The organism is Chloroflexota bacterium, from assembly GCA_013152435.1.
Classification (GTDB): domain Bacteria; phylum Chloroflexota; class Anaerolineae; order DUEN01; family DUEN01; genus DUEN01.
This window is the reverse complement of the sequence record JAADGJ010000122.1, coordinates 24,381-43,588: the sequence shown is the minus strand read 5'-3', so window position 1 is coordinate 43,588 and position 19,208 is coordinate 24,381. Positions and strand designations below refer to the sequence as shown.

General features: G+C 64.5%; 17 protein-coding genes. 13 read left to right on the top strand and 4 right to left on the bottom strand.

Features of this window, described 5'->3' with window-relative positions; translation table 11 throughout:
* The first annotated feature begins 108 nt into the window (after nucleotides 1-108).
* From pstC to GXP39_17720, 6 genes are all read left to right on the top strand, one after another.
* On the top strand, nucleotides 109-1,005 hold the full coding sequence (gene pstC / locus GXP39_17745) for a phosphate ABC transporter permease subunit PstC (GenBank protein NOZ29875.1): 897 nt from the start codon (nucleotides 109-111) through the stop codon (nucleotides 1,003-1,005).
* Nucleotides 1,005-1,850, top strand: a complete 846-nt coding sequence (gene pstA / locus GXP39_17740; protein NOZ29874.1) for a phosphate ABC transporter permease PstA — start codon at nucleotides 1,005-1,007, stop codon at nucleotides 1,848-1,850. Before pstC ends, pstA begins: the two co-directional genes overlap by 1 nt.
* Nucleotides 1,851-1,965: 115 nt before the next feature.
* A complete protein-coding gene (locus tag GXP39_17735) occupies nucleotides 1,966-2,736 on the top strand; it encodes a phosphate ABC transporter ATP-binding protein (protein ID NOZ29873.1) in 771 nt (256 codons plus the stop codon).
* A 42-nt stretch (nucleotides 2,737-2,778) separates the two neighbouring features.
* On the top strand, nucleotides 2,779-3,531 hold the full coding sequence (locus GXP39_17730; protein ID NOZ29872.1) for a phosphate ABC transporter ATP-binding protein: 753 nt from the start codon (nucleotides 2,779-2,781) through the stop codon (nucleotides 3,529-3,531).
* Between the two features lie 581 nt (nucleotides 3,532-4,112).
* Nucleotides 4,113-4,370 carry a ribbon-helix-helix domain-containing protein gene (locus GXP39_17725; protein NOZ29871.1) on the top strand — a complete coding sequence of 86 codons (258 nt, stop codon included), beginning with the start codon at nucleotides 4,113-4,115 and terminating at the stop codon, nucleotides 4,368-4,370.
* Nucleotides 4,370-4,789 (top strand): type II toxin-antitoxin system VapC family toxin, encoded by a 420-nt coding sequence (locus tag GXP39_17720; GenBank protein ID NOZ29870.1) that lies wholly within the window; start codon nucleotides 4,370-4,372, stop codon nucleotides 4,787-4,789. Before GXP39_17725 ends, GXP39_17720 begins: the two co-directional genes overlap by 1 nt.
* 246 nt (nucleotides 4,790-5,035) lie before the next feature.
* Here the strand turns inward: GXP39_17720 and GXP39_17715 are convergent, their stop codons facing one another.
* Nucleotides 5,036-6,040 (bottom strand): aldo/keto reductase, encoded by a 1,005-nt coding sequence (locus GXP39_17715; protein NOZ29869.1) that lies wholly within the window; start codon nucleotides 6,038-6,040, stop codon nucleotides 5,036-5,038.
* Nucleotides 6,041-6,303: 263 nt separating this feature from the next.
* Between GXP39_17715 and GXP39_17710 the strand changes: the two genes are divergently transcribed.
* From GXP39_17710 to GXP39_17690, 5 genes are all read left to right on the top strand, one after another.
* Nucleotides 6,304-8,208, top strand: coding sequence for a hypothetical protein (locus tag GXP39_17710; GenBank protein NOZ29868.1), 1,905 nt, complete (start codon nucleotides 6,304-6,306; stop codon nucleotides 8,206-8,208).
* 70 nt (nucleotides 8,209-8,278) lie between these two features.
* Nucleotides 8,279-8,983, top strand: coding sequence for an MSMEG_4193 family putative phosphomutase (locus GXP39_17705; GenBank protein ID NOZ29867.1), 705 nt, complete (start codon nucleotides 8,279-8,281; stop codon nucleotides 8,981-8,983).
* Between the two features lie 314 nt (nucleotides 8,984-9,297).
* Nucleotides 9,298-10,704: an extracellular solute-binding protein gene (locus tag GXP39_17700; protein ID NOZ29866.1), complete on the top strand. Its 1,407-nt coding sequence runs from the start codon at nucleotides 9,298-9,300 to the stop codon at nucleotides 10,702-10,704.
* 66 nt (nucleotides 10,705-10,770) lie between these two features.
* Nucleotides 10,771-11,682, top strand: a complete 912-nt coding sequence (locus tag GXP39_17695; protein ID NOZ29865.1) for a sugar ABC transporter permease — start codon at nucleotides 10,771-10,773, stop codon at nucleotides 11,680-11,682.
* Nucleotides 11,683-11,688: 6 nt separating this feature from the next.
* Nucleotides 11,689-12,585 carry a carbohydrate ABC transporter permease gene (locus GXP39_17690; GenBank protein NOZ29864.1) on the top strand — a complete coding sequence of 299 codons (897 nt, stop codon included), beginning with the start codon at nucleotides 11,689-11,691 and terminating at the stop codon, nucleotides 12,583-12,585.
* 52 nt (nucleotides 12,586-12,637) lie between these two features.
* On the opposite strand, the gene GXP39_17685 is transcribed toward GXP39_17690, so the two are convergent.
* The 3 genes from GXP39_17685 to GXP39_17675 are packed head-to-tail and all read right to left on the bottom strand — an operon-like array spanning nucleotide 12,638 to nucleotide 15,521.
* The gene (locus tag GXP39_17685; protein NOZ29863.1) at nucleotides 12,638-13,912 is read right to left on the bottom strand and encodes a DegT/DnrJ/EryC1/StrS family aminotransferase; all 1,275 of its coding nucleotides are present in this window, start codon (nucleotides 13,910-13,912) and stop codon (nucleotides 12,638-12,640) included.
* Entirely contained in the window at nucleotides 13,912-14,775 is an 864-nt protein-coding gene (locus GXP39_17680; protein NOZ29862.1) for an amidohydrolase family protein, read from the bottom strand. Before GXP39_17680 ends, GXP39_17685 begins: the two co-directional genes overlap by 1 nt.
* Complete coding sequence (locus GXP39_17675; protein ID NOZ29861.1) at nucleotides 14,772-15,521, bottom strand: amidohydrolase family protein; 750 nt, start codon at nucleotides 15,519-15,521, stop codon at nucleotides 14,772-14,774. The genes GXP39_17680 and GXP39_17675 overlap by 4 nt, the downstream gene beginning before the upstream one ends.
* A 343-nt stretch (nucleotides 15,522-15,864) precedes the next feature.
* On the opposite strand from GXP39_17675, the gene GXP39_17670 reads away from it, so the two are divergent.
* Nucleotides 15,865-17,871, top strand: a complete 2,007-nt coding sequence (locus GXP39_17670) for an SH3 domain-containing protein (protein ID NOZ29860.1) — start codon at nucleotides 15,865-15,867, stop codon at nucleotides 17,869-17,871.
* A gap of 83 nt (nucleotides 17,872-17,954) precedes the next feature.
* Entirely contained in the window at nucleotides 17,955-19,163 is a 1,209-nt protein-coding gene (locus GXP39_17665) for a Gfo/Idh/MocA family oxidoreductase (protein NOZ29859.1), read from the top strand.
* The last annotated feature ends 45 nt before the right edge of the window (nucleotides 19,164-19,208 follow it).

The following is a 19,208-nucleotide window of genomic DNA, read 5'->3' as shown; positions in this document are numbered from 1 at the left end:
ACCTGATTCATCGCATTATCAAAGCGATCACGAGGAAGCATAATACTCTCAGCCTGCGGCTGTCGGAATACTTCGAGAGCCTGATCTCGCGAACGGAATGGGTCTATGATGCATGAGTCCTCGCGCGTCCGATGGAGTGAGTTCGCCATCGAAGCGATCATCCGGGTGTTAGGCTTCTCCACGATCGGCTTCGTGTTGTTGATCTTCCTGTTCCTCCTGCGCGAGGGGATGCCCGTCTTCTTCGAGGTCTCCCCGGACAACCTCTTCGGCACACGCTGGTACCCCACTTTTGGCCTGTTCGGCACGCTTCCCTTGATCCTGGGCTCAGCGCTGGTCACGGTGACCGCCATCGTGATCGCGCTGCCGTTGGGAGTGGCGACGGCCGTCTTCGTGCGGGAGGTGGCGCCAGGCTGGGCCCGAGAGGTCCTGAAGCCCACCATCGAGGTACTGGCAGGCATCCCTTCGGTGGTGCTGGGCTTCTTCGGCATGACGATCATCGCCCCTCTGGTGCGCGAGGTCCTGGGCGCGCCGACGGGGCTGACGGCCTTCACCGGGGCGATCATCCTGGCCTACATGGCGCTCCCCACCATCATCAGCGTCGCCGAGGACGCCCTGGACGCAGTGCCCAAGAGCTATCGAGATGCCAGCCTGGCGATGGGGGCCACGCGGTGGCAGACCATCTGGAGGGTGGTCGTGCCCGCCGCGAAGTCCGGCATCGTCACGGCGATCATGCTGGGGATGGGGCGGGCCATCGGGGAGACGATGGCCGTGATGATGGTCACCGGCAACGCGGCCCGTATGCCGCTGACCCTCGATTCACTCTTCCGCCCCGCCCGCACCATGACGGCCACCATCGCCGCCGAGATGGGCGAGGTGGCACAGGGCAGCGTTCACTACCATGCCCTCTTCGGCATCGGCATTATCCTCTTCGTACTGACCTTCCTCATCAACGTGGCGGCCGCTTCCACCATGTTCAAGCAACGGGAGCGGGGAGGGTTGCGCTGATGAACCGCTATCTGGTGCAGCGCATCGGGTTCATCGTCCTGGGCGTGGCGACGTTCCTGGTCGTGGTGCCCATCCTGCTGGTCGTGGGCACCATCGTGGTGCGCGGGATCGGCGCGATCAGCTGGGAGTTCCTGACCGCCGTGCCACGCAACGGCATGAGGGAGGGGGGCATCTTCCCGGCCATCGTGGGCACGCTGCTGCTCACGCTGGGGACCGCCCTGGCGGCGATCCCGGTGGGCGTGGGAGGGGCCATCTACCTGGCGGAGTACGCGAGGGATACCCGGCTCACCCGGGCCATTCGCCTGGCCATCATCAACCTGGCGGGCATCCCCTCGGTGGTGTACGGGCTCTTCGGGTTGGGGTTGTTCGTGCTCTTCCTGCAGTTCGGGACCTCCATCCTGGCCGGCTCGCTGACGCTGGCCATCATGACGTTGCCCATCATCATCAGCACCACGGAGGAGGCGCTGCGGACCGTCCCGAACGAGTTCCGCACCGTCAGCGCCAGCCTGGGGGGCACCCGCTGGCAGGGCATCCGCTACATCGTCCTCCCCCAGGCGCTGCCCGGCATCATCACCGGCGTGATCCTGGGGCTGCTGCGGGCGGCCGGAGAGACGGCCCCGATCCTGTTCACGGTGGCCGCGTTCTACCTGCCGCGGCTCCCCCATTCGCCTTTCGACCAGACGATGGCCCTGCCCTACCATCTGTACGTGATCAGCACTCAGGTCCCGGGGATGCCCATGGAGATCCAGTACGGCACGGCGTTGGTGCTGCTAGCGCTGGTCCTCTCCATGAACATCGTGGCCACGATGATCCGCAGCTATTTCCGACGACGACGGGCGTGGTGATGAGGGGAGATGCGTATTGCGTATTGCGTGTTGCGTATTGCGTGTTGCGTGCTGCGTAATGAGCGTTGCGTAAAACATGAGGTGTAAGGCGCCATCGAGGAACGCGTGGAGCGGGATGCCAGAGGAACGAAACGAACCCAAGATCCGAATTGAAAACGTCAGCTACTCCTACGACGGGAAGCCGGCCCTGCGTAACGTGACGCTGGACGTGCCGGCGCACGCCATCACGGTCTTCTTCGGCCCGGCCGGGGGCGGCAAGACGACGCTGTTGCGCCTGATCAACCGGCTGAATGACCTGGTCGAGGGAACCGAGATGTCCGGGCGCATCCTCCTGGACGGCCAGGACATCTACGCGCCCGACGTCAACGTCTCCGTCCTGCGGCGCCGCGTGGGGATGGTCTTCGCCCTGCCGCTGCCATTGCCCGGCACCATCCGCTGGAACATCGAGTACGGGCCCCGGCTGGCGGGCGTCCGTGACCCCGCCCGGCTTGAGGAGATCGTGGAGCGCAGTCTGAAGCAGGCCGCCCTGTGGGACGAGGTGAAGGACCGACTGGATAGTCCGGCCAGGGCGCTCTCGGGCGGACAGCAGCAGCGTCTGTGCATCGCCCGCAGCCTGGCGCTGGAGCCGGAGGTGCTGCTGCTGGACGAGCCTACGTCCGGCCTGGACCCCATCTCCACGGCCCGGGTCGAGGAGTCGCTCCACCAGTTGAAGCAGGATTACACGATCATCATCGTGCCCCACAGCATCCAACAGGCCGCCCGCGTGGCCGACTATGCCGCTTTCTTCTTGATGGGCGAGCTGATCGAATACCGACGCGGCACCGAGATCTTCACGACGCCTCGCGATCAGAGGACGGAGGATTACATCACCGGACGGTTCGGGTAAAGGACGATCGGACGGACGAAGGGAGCATCGGGTACAGGAGCTATGGCGAAGATCCGGGTTGAACACCTCCACTTCTATTATGGCAACAAGCCTGCGCTGCAGGATATCACCATGGATATCGAGGACCGGAAGATCACGGCGCTGATCGGCCCCTCCGGGTGCGGCAAATCCACCTTCCTGCGCTGCCTGAACCGAATGAACGACACCATCCCGGGCACACGCGTGGAGGGCCGGGTGCTGCTCGATGGGCAGGATATCTACGCGCCCGGCACAGATGTGGTGGAGCTGCGCAAGCGGGTCGGGATGGTGTTCCAGCGCCCCAACCCTTTCCCCCAATCGATTTACGATAACGTGGCATTCGGCCCGCGCATCCTGGGACTCCACAAGAAGGCCGACCTGGATGAGATCGTGATGGAGAGTTTGCGCGGGGCAGCTCTGTGGGACGAGGTGAAGGACCAGCTCGACCAGAACGCGCTGAGCCTCTCCCTGGGACAGCAACAGCGGCTGTGCATCGCCCGGGTCATCGCCGTGAAGCCCGAGGTTATCCTGATGGACGAACCGTGCTCCGCTCTGGACCCCATCGCCACGCTGAAGGTCGAAGAGCTGATGCACAACCTCAAGCGGAACTACAGCATCGTCATCGTCACGCACAACATGCAGCAAGCCGCGCGGGTCTCCGACTGGACGGGCTTTTTCTGGCTGGGCAAGCTGGTCGAGTTCGGCCCCACGGAGACGCTCTTCACCCACCCGCGCCAGAAGCTGACAGAGGACTACATCACCGGCCGGGCGGGGTAAACAACAGGAACAAGGTGCGCCGCCCGGGTAGAACGACCCGTCTTCCATCCCCGAACATGCCCCTTGCCCCCGCCAACCTTCCACAGGTTCCCGCCATATCCGGGTGAAAAGGCCCCCTCCCCAATCTCAGCGCCCTGCCACCCACACCAAGATATCAGTGCGACGTCGCAAAAGAAGCCAAAATGATATGTAAAGTTACCCCATAGGGCACGCGAGATGTCGTGCCTGCGTGCGCCTCAAGGAGGCCCGGAGGGGCTCCGCCCCTTCGGAAAAGTCCTTCTTCTGCCTTCGACCTACCTGGCCTCGGCCCGGGTCCTTCGGGAAGGGCCGAGAACGGCAGGTGCAGGGTGGAGCTGGTGGTTGAGGGAGCCCCCCTCAGGCACCTTGCCGGTAAATTTTCAGACATGCTCTTATCGATTCACATGCGGGGGGATCGCCTACGCTGGGTAATACGCGGGGGCATCCCTACCATCGTGGTTTCCATCGCTGACTTTGAAAAACCCGGGCGGAGATATAGCACGCCTTGCCATGGCAACTATTTCAATGTATAATAAATATACATCACTCACAGAGGTTGCATCATGACAACCCTCACCAAAAAGCCTTTGCAGGTCTATCTGCGCCCGGAGCAGCTGGAGGCATTACGCGCGCTGGCCAAGCGGCGCGGCGTCCCAATGGCGGAGTTGATCCGCCAGGGCGTGGACCGGATCCTGGCCGAGGTGCCCGCCGAAGAAGACCCGCTGTGGGAGATCATGGGCCTCTTTCACTCTGACCTGGACGACCTGGCGGAGAGGCATGATGAGTATATTGCGCGAATGATCGAGGAGGAGAACGGGTAGTGGCCCGCGAGATCTTGATCGATGCCAGCGCCTGGATCGCCATCAGCAACCTTCGAGATAAGCACCACGCGGCAGCGGTTGAGACCTACCAACGTCTGCTGCGGGAGCACCGGGGCCTCGTGACGACCAACTTGATCATCGCTGAAACGTACATCATAATCCGTCGCGCTGGTGGCCACGAACCCGCTATCCGCTTCCTGCACTCCATTCGCCAGAGCAGCCGCCTCACACGAATCTACTCCAACGCGACCTTGGAAACCCAGGCAGAGGAGATCCTGCGCCGCTACGCCGATCAGGATTTCAGCTTCACCGATGCGGTGAGCTTCGCCGTGATGCGTGAGCGAGGCATCGATGAAGCCTTCGCCTTTGATCGCCATTTTCTGACTGCTGGGTTCACTCTGGTTCCCACACCTCGGTGACCCGCCGGTACCACCACAGGCCATAATCGCCTCCGCCGCCGACTCAGAGTGTGTCTGAGAAATGCCGTTGCCTCTGCTGTGGGAAGGCCTGGAGGGGCTCCGCCCCTTCGGAAAAAGCCCTTCTTCTGCCTTCGACCTGCCTGGCCTCGGCCCGTGTCCTTTGGAAAGAGCCGACCCGGTCAACAAAACGGCCGGGCGGCTGTACCCTCCGCCGCCCGGCCCGCATACGCCATAGGTGAATGCCCGCTATCGCCGCCGAACCCGCTCCAGCACATCGTAGGGGTACGGCACCTCCACGGCGCTGACCTCGTTCAGCCGCTTCATGTGTTCCTCGCTCAGCGCCCAGCCACTGGCGCCCAGATTATCCTCCAACTGCTCCATATTGCGGGCGCCGATGATGGGCGCTGTGACGCCGGGACGCTGCAACAGCCAGTTCAGCGCCACCTGCGCGGGCGTCTTGCCGACCTCCTCCGCCACCGCCAGAAGCTCATCGATCACACGCCAGGTACGCTCCGTGTTGTACCGGCTCCAGGACTCACTCCACCCCTGCCGCTCGGCCAGATCCACCCGGGTACCCTCCGGCGGCTTCTCCATCCCTCGCCGATACTTCCCCGTCAGCCACCCGCCACGCAGCGGGCTCCACGGGATCACCCCCAACCCCTCGTTGATGCAAACCGGTATCAACTCCCACTCGGTGTAACGATCCAACAGGTTATAAAGCGGCTGCAGGCATCGGAACGGCTCCCAGCCCATCTGCTTGCTGATATCCACCGCCTTCTGAAGCTGCCAGCCGCAGAAGTTGCTCACGCCGATATAGCGCACTTTACCGCTGCGCACCAGCTCATCCAGCGTGCTCAGCGTCTCCTCCAATGGGGTCGCGTCGTCCCAGGCGTGCACCTGGTATAGATCGATGTAATCGGTGCCCAACCGACGCAGGCTGGCCTCCACAGCGGACAGGATATGCTTCCGGCCAAGCCCCACATCGTTCGGCCCCTCCCCCATGGGAAAGCGCACCTTGGTCGCGATGACGAGGTCATCCCGGCGCTTGCCCTTCATCCAGCGCCCAACGATCTCCTCGGATACGCCCAGGGAATAGACGTCGGCGGTGTCGATGAAGTTGCCGCCGGCCTCCACAAAGCGATCCATCATGCGATAGCTGGTCTCCTCATCCGTCTCCCGCCCGAAGGTCATAGCCCCCAGACAAAGCTCGCTTACCATCAACCCCGTCTGTCCCAGAAACCGATAGTCCATGTGCCATCCTCCCTTCGATCCCTTCCGTCATGCTCGTTCATCGGATGTAGACAAACACAGTATACCATCCAACCGGAGCGAACGAAAAGCCACAGCTATCGGGGAGGCGCGGAGGGCTCCTCCTCCGCCAGGACACCATCTTCGACGAGGCATCCCCGCGAGCGAGCTTGCCTAAAATCCATTCGCCGTTAGAATGGGCTGCGTATTCGCGTGCACGACCGGGCAGGGCGACCGGCCCCAACAGCCGAGGAAGGAGATTCCCTATGCACCTCGCATACGAGCGCTACCTGGACCAAGTGCTGGGCGGATGGATCGGTAAGTCCATGGGGGGCGCCATCGGCGCCCGCTTCGAGGGGAACAAGGGCTGGATCGAGATCAGCCCGGACGAGATGTTCCCCGATCAGATGCCCCCTAACGACGACCTGGACCTGCAGGTCCTATGGCTCAAGGTGTTGGAGGAGAAGGGAGCCGCGCTGACGGCCGATGACCTGGCGGCCGCTTGGCTGGAGGGATGCTGGTACCCCTTCAACGAATACGGCATCTTCCGTCGCAACTGGCGGCTGGGCATCCACCCGCCCACGTCCGGTCGGTTCACCAACCAGTTCTGGGAGACCGGCATGGGCTGTCCGATTCGCGCCGAGATCTGGGGCTACGTCTTCCCCGGCGCGCCCGACCTGGCCGCCCGCTATGCGGCGATGGATGGCTCCCTGGACCACACCGAGCAATCCATCGGCGCCGAGAGGATGTTCGCCGCCATGGCTGCCATGGCCTTCTTCGTGCCCGACGTACGCCGGCTGGCCGCCATGTTCATCCACTACCTGCCCAAAGACACTCCTATCGAGCGGCTGACCCGCGCGGCCTTCCAGGCCTACGACGAAGGGCTTAGCCTGCGCGACGCCCGCGATCGCCTCATGGCGCTGGCCGGCATCCCGGAGGCATGCGATTCCCAGATCAACGTGCCGTTCACGTTCCTGGGCCTGCTATACGGCGGCAACGATCTGCAGGAGACGCTGCTGGCGGCCCTGCGCTGCGGCTACGACACCGACTGCACGCTGGCCACCGCCGGCGCGCTCATCGGGCAGATCCTGGGCGCCAGCCGCATCCCCGAAGCGCTCAAGCGGCGCGTGGGCGATGAGCTGGTGATGGGCATCCAGTACCGCCGGCCGGAGATGACCCTCTCCGCGCTGGCCCGGGACACCGCACGCATGGGCATGCTCCTGGCCCGGGAATGCCACACGGGCGTGCAAATCGACGACGCGCCGGAGATGGCTCCATTGCCCCCCACCGCGCGCCCGCCAGCCACCCGATTGACGGTGGAATACGCGGGCCTGCCCGCGGCCGCCCCAGGGGATACGGTGACGGTGACCGTGCGGGTGGAGGGGGAGGCGCCCCCGAACGGGCAACTGACCCTGGAAGGCCCGCCCGGCTGGACCATCGTGCCCGAGACGGCGACGATCGACCCGATCCGCCGAGCCGTCACCGTCGCCCTGCACGCGCCAACCGACGCCACCGAGTGGCCCATGCGCAACCTCTTCACCGCCCGCCTCAACACCGATCCGCCGCTGGCGTATACCTTCGGCGTCGCCGGGGCCGGGCTGTGGCGGCTCCTGGGCGTCTACTACGACGCGCTGCCAGACGAGAGCGATCCCGTGCAGCAGAGGCGACGCTTCAACCAGCACTTCGTCTCCCTGCAACGGCTCTACCTTCCAGAGCCGGACGTCGACGCGGAGCGGCTATATCGGGAGTGGTCACAGAAGCTGGGACGTCCTGCGATCATCCCCTCATACGAGCACGAGATCGATCTCCCCCGACTCATCGGGCTGCGCGGCCCCTACTGCGCCTACCTGGATCGGACCATCCTCTCCCCGGACGACCGCCCCGTGTATATCGTCATCGGCAACAACGACGGCTATCGCCTCTACCTGAACGGCGAGCTCATCGCCGAGGTGGACGAATGCGTCTGGTGGGCGCCCTTCAACAACGTCCACCGCGCCCGGCTGCGGCGCGGCCCCAACCACCTGTTGGTCAAGCTGCTTAAGCGGGGCGACGAGCTGAGATTCACGCTGGGGCTGCGCGCCGACAGCGGCGACGCACACCCGTTCAGGCCCAACGGCGGCCACAACGTCGAGGATTGGCTGGTCGATCTGGCAGACGAGGTTCCGAGGTGATGAAAGAAGCGCGAAGCGTAAAACATAAGGCGTAAAACGTAAGACGCAAAGCGTAACAAGGGAGGACCTGTTGAGCGAAAAAGAAGCCGAGAAGGCACGAGAGACTCAAGCCGAACACAAGCCCACCACGCTGTTGCTCATCCGACACGCCCTCAACGACTGGGTTGGGAAGAAGCTGGCCGGGTGGACGCCGGGCGTCCATCTGAATGAGCAGGGGCGCCGGCAGGCCCATGCGCTGGCGGATCGATTGGCCCGGGAGAAGATCGCCGCCATCTACAGCAGCCCACTGGAGCGCACCGTCGAGACGGCGGAGATCGTCGCTCAACCCCACCGCCTGCCGATCCGCATCCGTGACGGGCTGGGCGAGGTCAAATATGGGGACTGGACGGGATATTCCACCCAGGAGATGGCGAAGAAGTATCCCGATCTCTGGCGGGTGATCCAGACCTTCCCCACGGGCGCACGATTTCCCAACGGGGAGAGCATCCATGAGATGCAATCACGCGCCCTCCATGAGCTGGATGCGATCGTCCGGGCACACCCTGGGGAGACGGTGGCCATCGTCTCCCACGCCGACGTCATCAAAGCCTGCGTGGCGCACTACCTGGGGGTCCACCTGGACCTGTTCCAGCGCATCGTGATCAGCCCGGCCTCTCTGACCACCGTCCAGATGTTCCCCTGGGGGCCGCGTGTCGTCTGCGTCAACGACACATCCCATGTGCCCGAGGAGCCCCAGCCGCAGGGGCAAGATCCATCGGCTTCCTCGTCTCAGTAGCCCCGCACCCAATCCCGGGACGAGGGCCAACGCATGAGCATGAGGGGCGATCCGGCGGGTCGCCCCTCCCCATCTCCTCCCAAGCACAGCCCTGCCATACCTTCCCTTCCCCGCGGGCCGGGCAGCGCCCATGGATAATCACCGCGAGCCGCTCATTGACACTCTACCATAAGTATGTTAGGATAAAAACGCAACATTTCCATCCTACATCGTTCCCCGACCTTAAATCTGCTACTATCCCCATCGACACCGTCGGTTCCGTGTCCCCCAACGGCCACACAGGTGGCTTGTCAGAGTCAGAAAGGAGAGGTGAAATGAGCGTTCTGGCTTCTCGGTCCCTGAGTCGACGACGATTCCTCTCTCTAGCGGGCAGCGCGGCCGCCGGTGCCCTCATCGCAGCATGTGCTCCCCCCGCCCCAGCGCCAGCGCCGGAGGGCGCCACACCTCCGCCAGCGGAGAAGGAAAAGGTCAAGCTCACCGCATGGTTCACCGACCGCCGCACCATCAATGAGATGACCAAGGAAGTGATGAAGAGCGAGTTCCAGGCGCGGAACCCCAACATCGAGGTCGATATCCAATTCATCCCGGAGCCCGACATCCCCGCCAAGATGGCGACCGCCTACCAGGCCGGCCAGGCACCCGACCTGAGCTCGCTCGACGAGACCCATCTGCCCGGCCTGTGGTCCAACCACTTCGTGAAGCCGATTCCCGAAGGGATCATCGACGTACGGGCCGAGATGGGCGCCCGGGTGGCGGACGTCTACAAGATCCCGCTAGGGGATCCCGACGCCAAGTACTACGCGCTCCCCAACGGCAACATGACCAGCGCCGTCCACTACAACGAGGAGCTGCTGGACCAGTACGGCTACACATGGGAGGACATCCCCACCAAGTGGGAGGACTTCATCAAGTGGGCCCAGGAGCTGACCATCTGGGACGGGGATGAGGTCAAGCAATGGGGCTTCACCTTCGCCGGCAGCGGCAGCGCGCTGGCGGACGCCGTCTGCTTCCAGCTGGGCGGCTGGACCTACAAGAACCACAAGGAGGTCCTGATCGACTCCCCGGAGATGAAGGAGGCGTACCAGTTCGTCCTGGACCTGTTCGACAAGTACAAGCTGGACAGCCGCTTCTCACCCCTGACGCCGCGCGATCGCCTGGGCCAGGGACAGGCTGTCACCGCCTATGAGTGGACCTGGGTCCAGGGCTTCCTCACCAATCAGTATCCGGACCTGAAGTGGGGAACAGTGGTGAACCCCACCTTCACGGGCGAGCCCCCCTACGGGCGGGCCTCCGACGATCTGGGCTTCGCCGTGACCACACAGACGGAGGACCCGGACCGGCTGAACGCGATCTGGACGCTGTGGCGCTACTTGGTCGGGCCGGACTACCAGCGACGTTACGTAAAGTTCCGGGGCACCCACCCCTCCCTGCTGGAGCTCTGGGACGAGCCGGACTTCACTCCGGAGAACCCTCGCTGGCGCGCCATCGCGATCACCACGCAGCCCGGCAACTATCGGGCGCCCGGCATCTGGCCCATCGAGATCGTCCCGCTCTGGGGCAACGCCTGGACGCTGATCCGAGACGAGGGCGTGCCCATCGACGAGGCCGTCGCCCAGGTGAAGCCGCAGATGCAGAAGATCCTCGAGGAGAACGACTACAGCAGCTTCCTGCTGGGCAAGGACGGCTGGGAGGCCAACCCGATCTGGATGACGGAACGATAAACCATACCACAGCTCAGAGCCCCGGCTTCGTGATGAGGCCGGGGCTCTCCTGCTCGGGGGTCGGAGATGAACCAACGCTGGCTGCCCAAAGACTGGATCGCCACCCTGGTGCTCCTGGTGACCGCTGCTTTCTTTATCCTCGTCCTGTGGCAGTCCATCGCCCAGACGTTCGCGTGGAGTCTGTATAAGAAGCAATACTTCCAGATGGAGTGGGTAGGCCTCAAGAACTACAAGACCCTGTTCACGGATGACCCGGTCTTCCTCAAATCGCTCCAGGTATCCTTCCACTACACGCTCATGGTCGTGCCCAGTGTGATGATCCTCGGGCTGATCCTGGCCGTCCTGGTCAACAGCATCACCAACCTGACGCTGCGCGGCTTCTTCACCGCCGCGTACTTCATCGCCTACGTGGTGCCGCTGGTGGCCGTGGCGGTGGTCTGGCGCTACATGTTCGAGCCCTCCAGGATCGGGCTGTTCAACGCAGCCCTCGATCTGATCGGGCTGGGGCCGGTGCGCTGGCTGCGCAGCACCAAGACCGCGCTGCCCTCCCTGGCGATCGTGGGCGTGTGGAAGAACATCGGCTATGCCATGGTGATCTACCTGGCCGGCCTGCAAGCGATCCCCCACGTCTACTATGAGGCCGCCATGATCGACGGCGCCTCCCGCTGGCGCCGCTTCCTGAACATCACGCTCCCCCTGCTGATGCCGACGATCCTGTTCGTGCTCATCATCAACACCATCGGCACCCTGATGATGTTCACCGAGACCTATGTCATGACCGGCGGCCAGGGAGCCGTGTCTGAGCCGCGCGGCGGTCCCAATTACGCCACACACACCGTGGTCTACAACATCTACGAGACGGCCTTCAGCTACGGCAAAGAGGGATACGCCAGCGCGATGTCCGTCATCTTCTTCGTCATCATCGTGCTCATCACGCTTCTGCAGTTCCGCTTCGTGCCATCCAGCCTGGAGGAATAATCCCCAATGCCCGCGACGGAACACCCTCTCACAGCAAAGGCCGCACGACCGCGCATCTCCATCCGGCTGGGACAGGCGGTGGAGCGTACGATCCTCTACGCGGGGCTTCTGCTCTTCTCGCTGATCTTCTTCTTCCCCTTCTATTGGGTCATCACGGCCTCCGTGAAGGAGTCCAGCGAGCTGCTGCGCGTGCCCCCCACCCTCTGGCCGCATAGCTTCACCCTGGAGCATCACATCGGCGTGTGGACCCCGCAGTTCGCCCGCTACTTCCTGAACACCTTCATCTACGCGGGCGGAACGACCCTCATCGTCCTGTTCACCAGCACGCTGGTCGGCTTCGTCCTCGTCAAGCACCGCTCCCGGTTTGGAGACCTCCTGTTCTACGGGATCGTGGCCACCATGACCGTGCCCTTCGCGACGTACATCATTCCGCTGCACGGCCTACTTCTCCGCATCGAGCGCACGTTCGGCATCCCCATGCTGAACACGTACTGGGGCATGATCCTGCCCTGGATGTTCTACCCCTTCGGGATCTTCCTGATGCGCCAGACGATGTTCACCATTCCCGACGATCTCATCGACGCGGCCAAGATCGATGGCGCCGGCCTGCTCAGCACGTACTGGCGGGTCGTGCTGCCCCTGGTGCGCTCCAGCCTGGCCGCCATGGTGGTCTTCGTCTTCATCTTCAAGTACGACGACCTCCTCTGGCCCCTGGTGGTGGCCACCGAGAGCCGCATGTACCCCCTCACGCTCGGCCTGGTGGAGTTCATCGGCGTCTACTTCGTGGAGTACGGCCTGTTCACCGCGGCCTCCGTCGCCGCCATCATGCCGATCATTATCCTCTATATCTTCGTGCAGCGCTTCATCGTGCAGGGCGTGGCGCTGACGGGGCTGAAGGGGTAGCCCGGCGACGGACGACGATCTCCTGACCGGGCTCGGCGCGCAAGGCCGCAGTTCAGGCCAGCGCCTCCAACACCCGGCTTACCCCCTCGATCGTCTCCTCGACGTCCTCGTTGGTCAGCAGCGGGTTGACATCCAGATGGACGGCGCGGCCCAACAGGTCCAACGTGCGCGGGCACATGTCCGGAGCATACCGGATCTCCCGACGCGCCCAGCGCCAGGGACCGACCTCCGGCGTCCAGGTCCTCCGCTCCATGATGGGCGTCCAATGCCTGTAGATATGGTAATCCGCCCGATCCGGATGATACAGCACGCTCGCGCCGATGTTCTCCGCCCGCAACGCCTCCACGACCCTCCCGGCCACCTCGGGACCCTCCATGAAGAACACCAACGCGATGCCGGTATCCCCCTCTGGATCGGTGATCTCTCGAAAGCGGATGCCTTTGCGCCGCACCACCTCGTCCAGGCCGGCCTTGAGCATGCGTTTGCGCTCCCGCATGGCCGTGAGCAGCCCATCCAATCGACGGAGTTGCACCAACGCCACGGCGGCCAGCAGCTCCGGCATGCGGAAATTGACGCCCCACAGGATCTCGTCAGCCGGGAATCCGTTGCGCAGCCCGCCGATGACGTCGTGGAACATGACCGCCCGCTTCCACACCTGCTCGTCATCAGTGATGACCATCCCGCCCTCGCCGGCGGTGATGATCTTATTGAACTGCAGGCTGAAGCAGCCCACGTCGCCGATGGAGCCCAGCCGCCGTCCCTTGTAGCCGCCGCCGTTCGCCTGCGCCGCGTCCTCGATCACCTTGAGCCCATGCTGCCGGGCGATGGCCATCAGCTCGTCCATCCGGCATGGCGCGCCCCGCATGTGCACAGCCATGATCGCCCGAGTATGGGGCGTGATCTTCGCCTCTACGTCCTTCGGGTCCAGGGTGAGGGACGCATCCACCTCGGCGAGCACGGGCACGGCACCCACAGCCAGCACGGCGGAGGCGGACGCGATCCACGTGTAGGCGGGGACGATCACCTCATCCCCGGGGCCCACCCCGATCCCCTGCAGGCCGCAGATCAGGGCCGCCGTGCCCGAGGTCACAGCCAGAGCATGGCGAACGCCCATGTGGGCAGCGAACGCCCGCTCCAGTTCGTCCACCCTGGAGGGGCCCGGATGCGGGCCGTAGTAGCGGAACAGACGCTTGGTGCGCAGCACTTCCAAGACCGCCTGCTCCTCCTCCCGATCGATCATCATCCCCCCAGGGTACATGGGCGGGTCCGGCCGCCGCCTGGCGGGCGTCCCTCCCTCGATCGCCAACCTCTCATAGCCTTGTGACATCATTGGAATCCCCCTCCCGATGGTATCCCGCCGCCCGTCCCGTCATCCAAGCCTCCCCCCAGGAAGGGGGCCAGCAGGCGCTCAGCGTTCCGATGACAGATACGATGCCGATCCTCGTCATCGATGTCGGCGGAGAGCAGGGCGCCGATCGCGTGATGCGGATCGAACCACGGTAGATCCGTCCCAAAGAGCAGACGATCGGAGCCGGCCTCGCGCACGAACTTCTCCAGCACGCCCCGATCGTCGAACACGGCCGTCAGCTCCAGATAGACATGGGGAAAATCCCGCGCCAATTGCACGGCCGCGTCCCAGTCCCCATGACAGGCATGCGCCAGCAGCAGCCTGACGCGCGGGTAACGCTCGGCCATCCGGCGGATCACGTCCGGCCCATCCAGCGCGCTCCCGCCCCAGGTGTGGGTCAGGATCAGCAGCTCCCGCTCGTTCGCGTACTCCCACGCGGGCTGATAGCGCTCGTCCGTGAGAGCGATGCCGTGATAGTCAGCCAGAAATTTGAATCCGACGTACACATCACGATGCGACTCGAAGGTCGCCAGGTCCCGATCCAGATGCTCCGGATAGTTGGGGTTGACGACACAGTACGCCCGCAGGCGATCCGGATATCGGCGGACGGCCTGCACGCTGGCCACGTTCCCCACGTCGGGGGCGAAGAGCGCCATGTGATGGGAGAAGACCAGCATCCGCACGCCGCACTCGTCCATGGTCTGGATCATCGCGGCCGCGTCGGCTCGGGGGAAATAGATGGAGTGCCAGATCCCCATGTGTCCGTGCATATCATAGATGGGACAGGACTCCACCCTTCCTGACTCCCAGAACTCCCGGGCCAGCTCCGAAGGTCCGATCACAGGCGCACCTCCTTCAGGATCCGCTCCAGGTTGCCGCCGGCGATGGCCGCCCGAGCCTCGTCCGGGATGCCCGCGTGTCGCAGGGCCAACATCATGCCGCCGAAGTAGGATTCGGGGAATCCGCTGCCGAACAGCATTCGCGTGGCCCCATAGTCGGACACCAGGGCCTCCAGGCCGCCATCCAGCATGTACTGGGCGATGTCCACATACACATGCGGATAGCGCTCCAGCAGCGGCCGAAACAGGCGATCGCTGCCCCAACTGCCGTGGTCGCAGATCACGCACACCAGATCCGGGAACTCGGCCAACAGGGCATAGATGTCACGCCATTCCATGCCGCGCCGGAGGGAGACGAGGAGCGGTATCCGACGGGCCACCATCTCCTCCAGCAGATCCCCCATGGACACGGCGTTGAGCAGGAAGCGGTGGGAGCCGGGAAAGACCCGCAGCGCGGCGATTCGGGCCTCTCGCATGTGCTGGAAGAAGAGGGGAGGCGGGGGAAACTCGCGCGTCTGATTGGGGAGCACGGTCCAACACCCTACCAGGCGCGGGTAGGGCCGAATGGCCTCGGCCAGCAGCCGATTGCCGACCTGGGGCGAGGCATCATGCTGCGCGATGTGCCAGACCAGGGCCCCCTCCACACCCGCGCGATCCATCTCAGCCAGCAGATCCTCTGCGGTGGGGACCGGGGCGAGCGGGCGTCTCATCGGCAGCCCGAAGAAGACGTTGCAATCGAAGAAACGCACATATCCCTCCCAACTCATGAAAGGAGAGCCCATATCCTGGCCATATCGTACACCCGCCTCCCGGGCCTGTAAAGCCCGCTTCCCCCATGAGATGCGCTCCGCGGGCATGCACTGGACGGCACAGATAGGGGCACTGTCTTCGTCGTATATGCCAATATGAGCGATTGCGTTACTACTTCCGTGGTCGCACGTCAAATCTTGAAAGATCATCTCCGGCCAAATAGGCGCTCGATCAACGAGAGTGTGTTATACTTATGAGCACATACTTGCCCCCTCAACATTTTGCGTCTTCTCGCGCTGCCGAGGCGGTTCCGCCCGGTGGTCGAACAAAGGAGGTGCAACCATGACAGGGCTTTCTTCTCCCGCCCAACGGTGGCTCCCCCTCATCTGCGTGCTGCTTCTCGTCGTCGCATGTGCTCCCATGCCCCCGCCCACCGTTGCTCCCACAACCACGCCGGCCCCAACAGCCACATCGCCGCCCGCTCCCTCGATTAGCGAGGGCACGGTGCGGCACGCGATCACGGGGCACCCCCTGGCCAACGCCCAGGTGCGTTCCAGCCTGGAGACGGTCACCACCGACAGCGAGGGATACTTCCGCGTCCGGGCCACCGAGCAGGAACAGCTTCAAGTCAGCGCCCCCGGCTTCGAGCCCAAATCAGTCTACCCGCTGATGCAGGGGATGGTAACCGTCAACCTGGTGCCCGGGCCGGAGGAGACGCTGAAGCTGATCCATCGCTGGCTCAACGAGCGTGACTACGACCGGGCCTATGATCTCCTCCATCCGCACAGCAAGCAGGTCATCGAAAAGGAAGCGTTCGCCGCATATCAGGAAGCCACCCGAACCTATGAGGTGCTGCGAATCGACTATGAGGAGGTCCGCTATCTGGACACATGGATCTATCGCGGCCGCAGCTACGGCCACGTGGCCGAGATCGCCTACACCATCACGGGCCGTAGTGACGGCCAGGAATGGCAGCGAGGCGAGGTCGCCCATCTGGCCCAGGTAGACGGGATCTGGCACTGGTTCCACGATGAATTGCCGACGCCCACGCCGACCCCATCGCCGATCCCGCCCACGCCAACCCCCAGGCCGCCGACGCCCACACCGAAGCCCAGCCCCACACCCACCCTGGCGGAGCGCATCCGCCAGCTCAGCAAGTCGCTGGTCCTGATCATACCCGGGCCGGGAATGCACCCGCCCAGCGGCACGGGCGTCATCATCCGATCCGATGGGCTGATCCTGGCCAACTATGAGCAGATCGGCGCCCCGCCCCTGGGGGCCGAGGTGCTCGTATACAGGAGCGCCTCGCCGGAGCAGCTGGCAGATCTCGCCTACTACGCCGAGGTCCTCTCGGTGGACCTGACGGCAGATCTGGTCCTGCTCCAGATCACCCGAGACGCGGACTACCGCCCCCTCACCTCCGTCACCCTGCCCGCCGTCCGACTGGGCGACGCCACCAGCGTGCGCACGGGGGATGAGCTCCTGCTCATGGGCTACCGCGACAAGAACGATCCGATCCTTCGCAGCGGGCTCGCCCGCGTCATCAGCGGGATCTTCGTGGGCGACGAGGCCGCCGCCCTGGAGATGGACGCCACCTCGCCGCTTCAATTCGACGGCATCGTGGCCTTCGACAGCTCCAATCGTCTGGTGGGACAGGCCAACCTGGCGCTACAGCCGGAGCCCCCGCCGCTGTGGATCATCGCCATCAACCGAGCGGCGGACCTCATCGCCGAAATGGGCGGCATGTTCCCCATCGGCAGCCTGGCCCGCGTCGATCCGGTAAGCGCGTGGGACGGGTTGAACATGCGGACGGGGCCGGGCGTGCACAACCCGAAATTCTACACGATCCCGCCCAACGGGGTCGTGACGATCCTGGACGGCCCCGTGGACGTGAGCGGCAGCCCGTGGTATCTGGTCCGAGATGCCGTCGCCAACAAGCAGGGTTGGGTGAACGGGCGCTACCTGCTGCCGTTCGCCCTGACAGCCGCCGACTTCTTCGACCTGTACTGGGTCCCCGGCTGCGATCCCACGCGCCTGGAGATCGCGCTGCGGCTCCCCGGGCAATCCGGATGCGATCCGGGTGTGGAGACGCGAGACCTGGACTGGCTGGCGGATGAGCTGCGCGATCTGGGCATTCTGAAGCAGGGCGAGTGGCTGGTCCCCGTATCCCTGGGCGGCAAGCCCAACCAGGGATTGGTGATCCGCAACAAGGCCCGAAGCAGACTGGGATGGATTCGGATCGGTGGCGGGAAGCCGGGCAGCGTGTGGCGCATCACCTACTACAGGCCCGGCAAGCAGATAGGGCCTCGCTGTTGGCTGCGCACGGACTACACATGGCAATGTGAGTGACGACACGCTCCCGGAAAGCGGTCAGGGTCGCGGCCGCCGCGGCCCTGACCGGCCATCCCATCCCTGAACAGAGGAGGTCTCCCTTGCCCCACACGACGCCGATCAAGATGGGAGCCGTCGGCGGCCGCCGGGCGATGGCATTTCGCCAGGCAGCCTCCCACCTGAGCGATCAGGTGAGGTTCACCGCCATATGCGATCCCGATCCCGAGGTGCTGAAGACCTGGCGCAGACAAGACCCGGAGATCCAGGCCTTCTCCCGTTTTGAGGATCTGTTGGATCGGGGCGACTGCGACGCCCTGCTCATCGCTACGCCTCTGTCCCTGCACGCCGCCCAGGCGATCCAGGCGTTGGCGGCGGGCAAGCACGTGCTGAGCGAGGTGCCCGCCATCTGCACACTGGAGGAGGGATGGGCGCTGATCGAGGCGGCGGAGGCCTCCGATCGCGTCTACATGATGGCCGAGAACTATTGCTACACGCGCCCCAACCGGTTGGTGCTCAGCATGGTGCGCCATGGCCTCTTCGGCGACCTGACCTACGCGGAGGGCGCCTACATCCATGACTGCCGCCATCTGCTATTCGATGAGAACGGGGAGCTGACCTGGCGTGGGCGCTACCGTCGGGAGGTGAACGGCAACAGCTACCCCACACACTCGCTGGGGCCGGTGGCCCAGTGGCTGGGGATCAACCGTACGGACCGGCTGGTGAGCCTGGCAACATGGATGACGAGGGAGGAGGCGGCCCATCGCTACGCGGCCGAGCGGCTGGGGGCCGATCACCCCGCCGCGCGGCCCGGATACTTCCAACATGGAGACTCCGCCACGACGGTGATCCAGACCGAACGAGGGGCGCTGATCGTGCTGCGCGTGGACTGGGTATCCCCCCGCCCACACAACATGACCCACTACGTGCTGCAGGGCACTCGAGGCGCGTACGTCTCCCCGCGCTACGACGGGGAGCGCCCCCTGGTCTGGATCGATGGGCACGACCGGGGGGCCAGCCCACCCGACCCCGAGAGGGGCGAGGCGACCTGGAGTTCCTTATGGACATACGCGGAGCGCTACGAGGACGAGGCCTGGCGACAGTGGGGGGAGAGGGCCACGGGTGCCGGTCACGGCGGCGGTGACTTCTTCGTGCTGCTCGATTTCGTCGAGGCCATCCGGAACGACATCCCGCCCCCCATCGACGTATACGACGCCGTGACCTGGAGCGCCGTCATCCCGCTCTCTCAGGAATCGGTGCGACGCGGTGGCGCTCCAGTGCCCGTCCCCGACTTCGCCGCGCGGCGACGTTGAGCCACGACGACAAAGGAGGCGCTTGCAGCCGAAAAGCGATATCCT

Coding starts and splice junctions, on each gene's coding strand:
- GXP39_17730 (NOZ29872.1), top strand. CDS start 2,779: ATGGCGAAGATCCGGGTTGAACACCTCCACTTCTATTATGGCAACAAG.
- GXP39_17690 (NOZ29864.1), top strand. CDS start 11,689: ATGCCCGCGACGGAACACCCTCTCACAGCAAAGGCCGCACGACCGCGC.
- GXP39_17700 (NOZ29866.1), top strand. CDS start 9,298: ATGAGCGTTCTGGCTTCTCGGTCCCTGAGTCGACGACGATTCCTCTCT.
- GXP39_17710 (NOZ29868.1), top strand. CDS start 6,304: ATGCACCTCGCATACGAGCGCTACCTGGACCAAGTGCTGGGCGGATGG.
- pstA (NOZ29874.1), top strand. CDS start 1,005: ATGAACCGCTATCTGGTGCAGCGCATCGGGTTCATCGTCCTGGGCGTG.
- GXP39_17695 (NOZ29865.1), top strand. CDS start 10,771: ATGAACCAACGCTGGCTGCCCAAAGACTGGATCGCCACCCTGGTGCTC.
- GXP39_17735 (NOZ29873.1), top strand. CDS start 1,966: ATGCCAGAGGAACGAAACGAACCCAAGATCCGAATTGAAAACGTCAGC.
- pstC (NOZ29875.1), top strand. CDS start 109: ATGCATGAGTCCTCGCGCGTCCGATGGAGTGAGTTCGCCATCGAAGCG.
- GXP39_17715 (NOZ29869.1), bottom strand. CDS start 6,040: ATGGACTATCGGTTTCTGGGACAGACGGGGTTGATGGTAAGCGAGCTT.
- GXP39_17725 (NOZ29871.1), top strand. CDS start 4,113: ATGACAACCCTCACCAAAAAGCCTTTGCAGGTCTATCTGCGCCCGGAG.
- GXP39_17685 (NOZ29863.1), bottom strand. CDS start 13,912: ATGTCACAAGGCTATGAGAGGTTGGCGATCGAGGGAGGGACGCCCGCC.
- GXP39_17670 (NOZ29860.1), top strand. CDS start 15,865: ATGACAGGGCTTTCTTCTCCCGCCCAACGGTGGCTCCCCCTCATCTGC.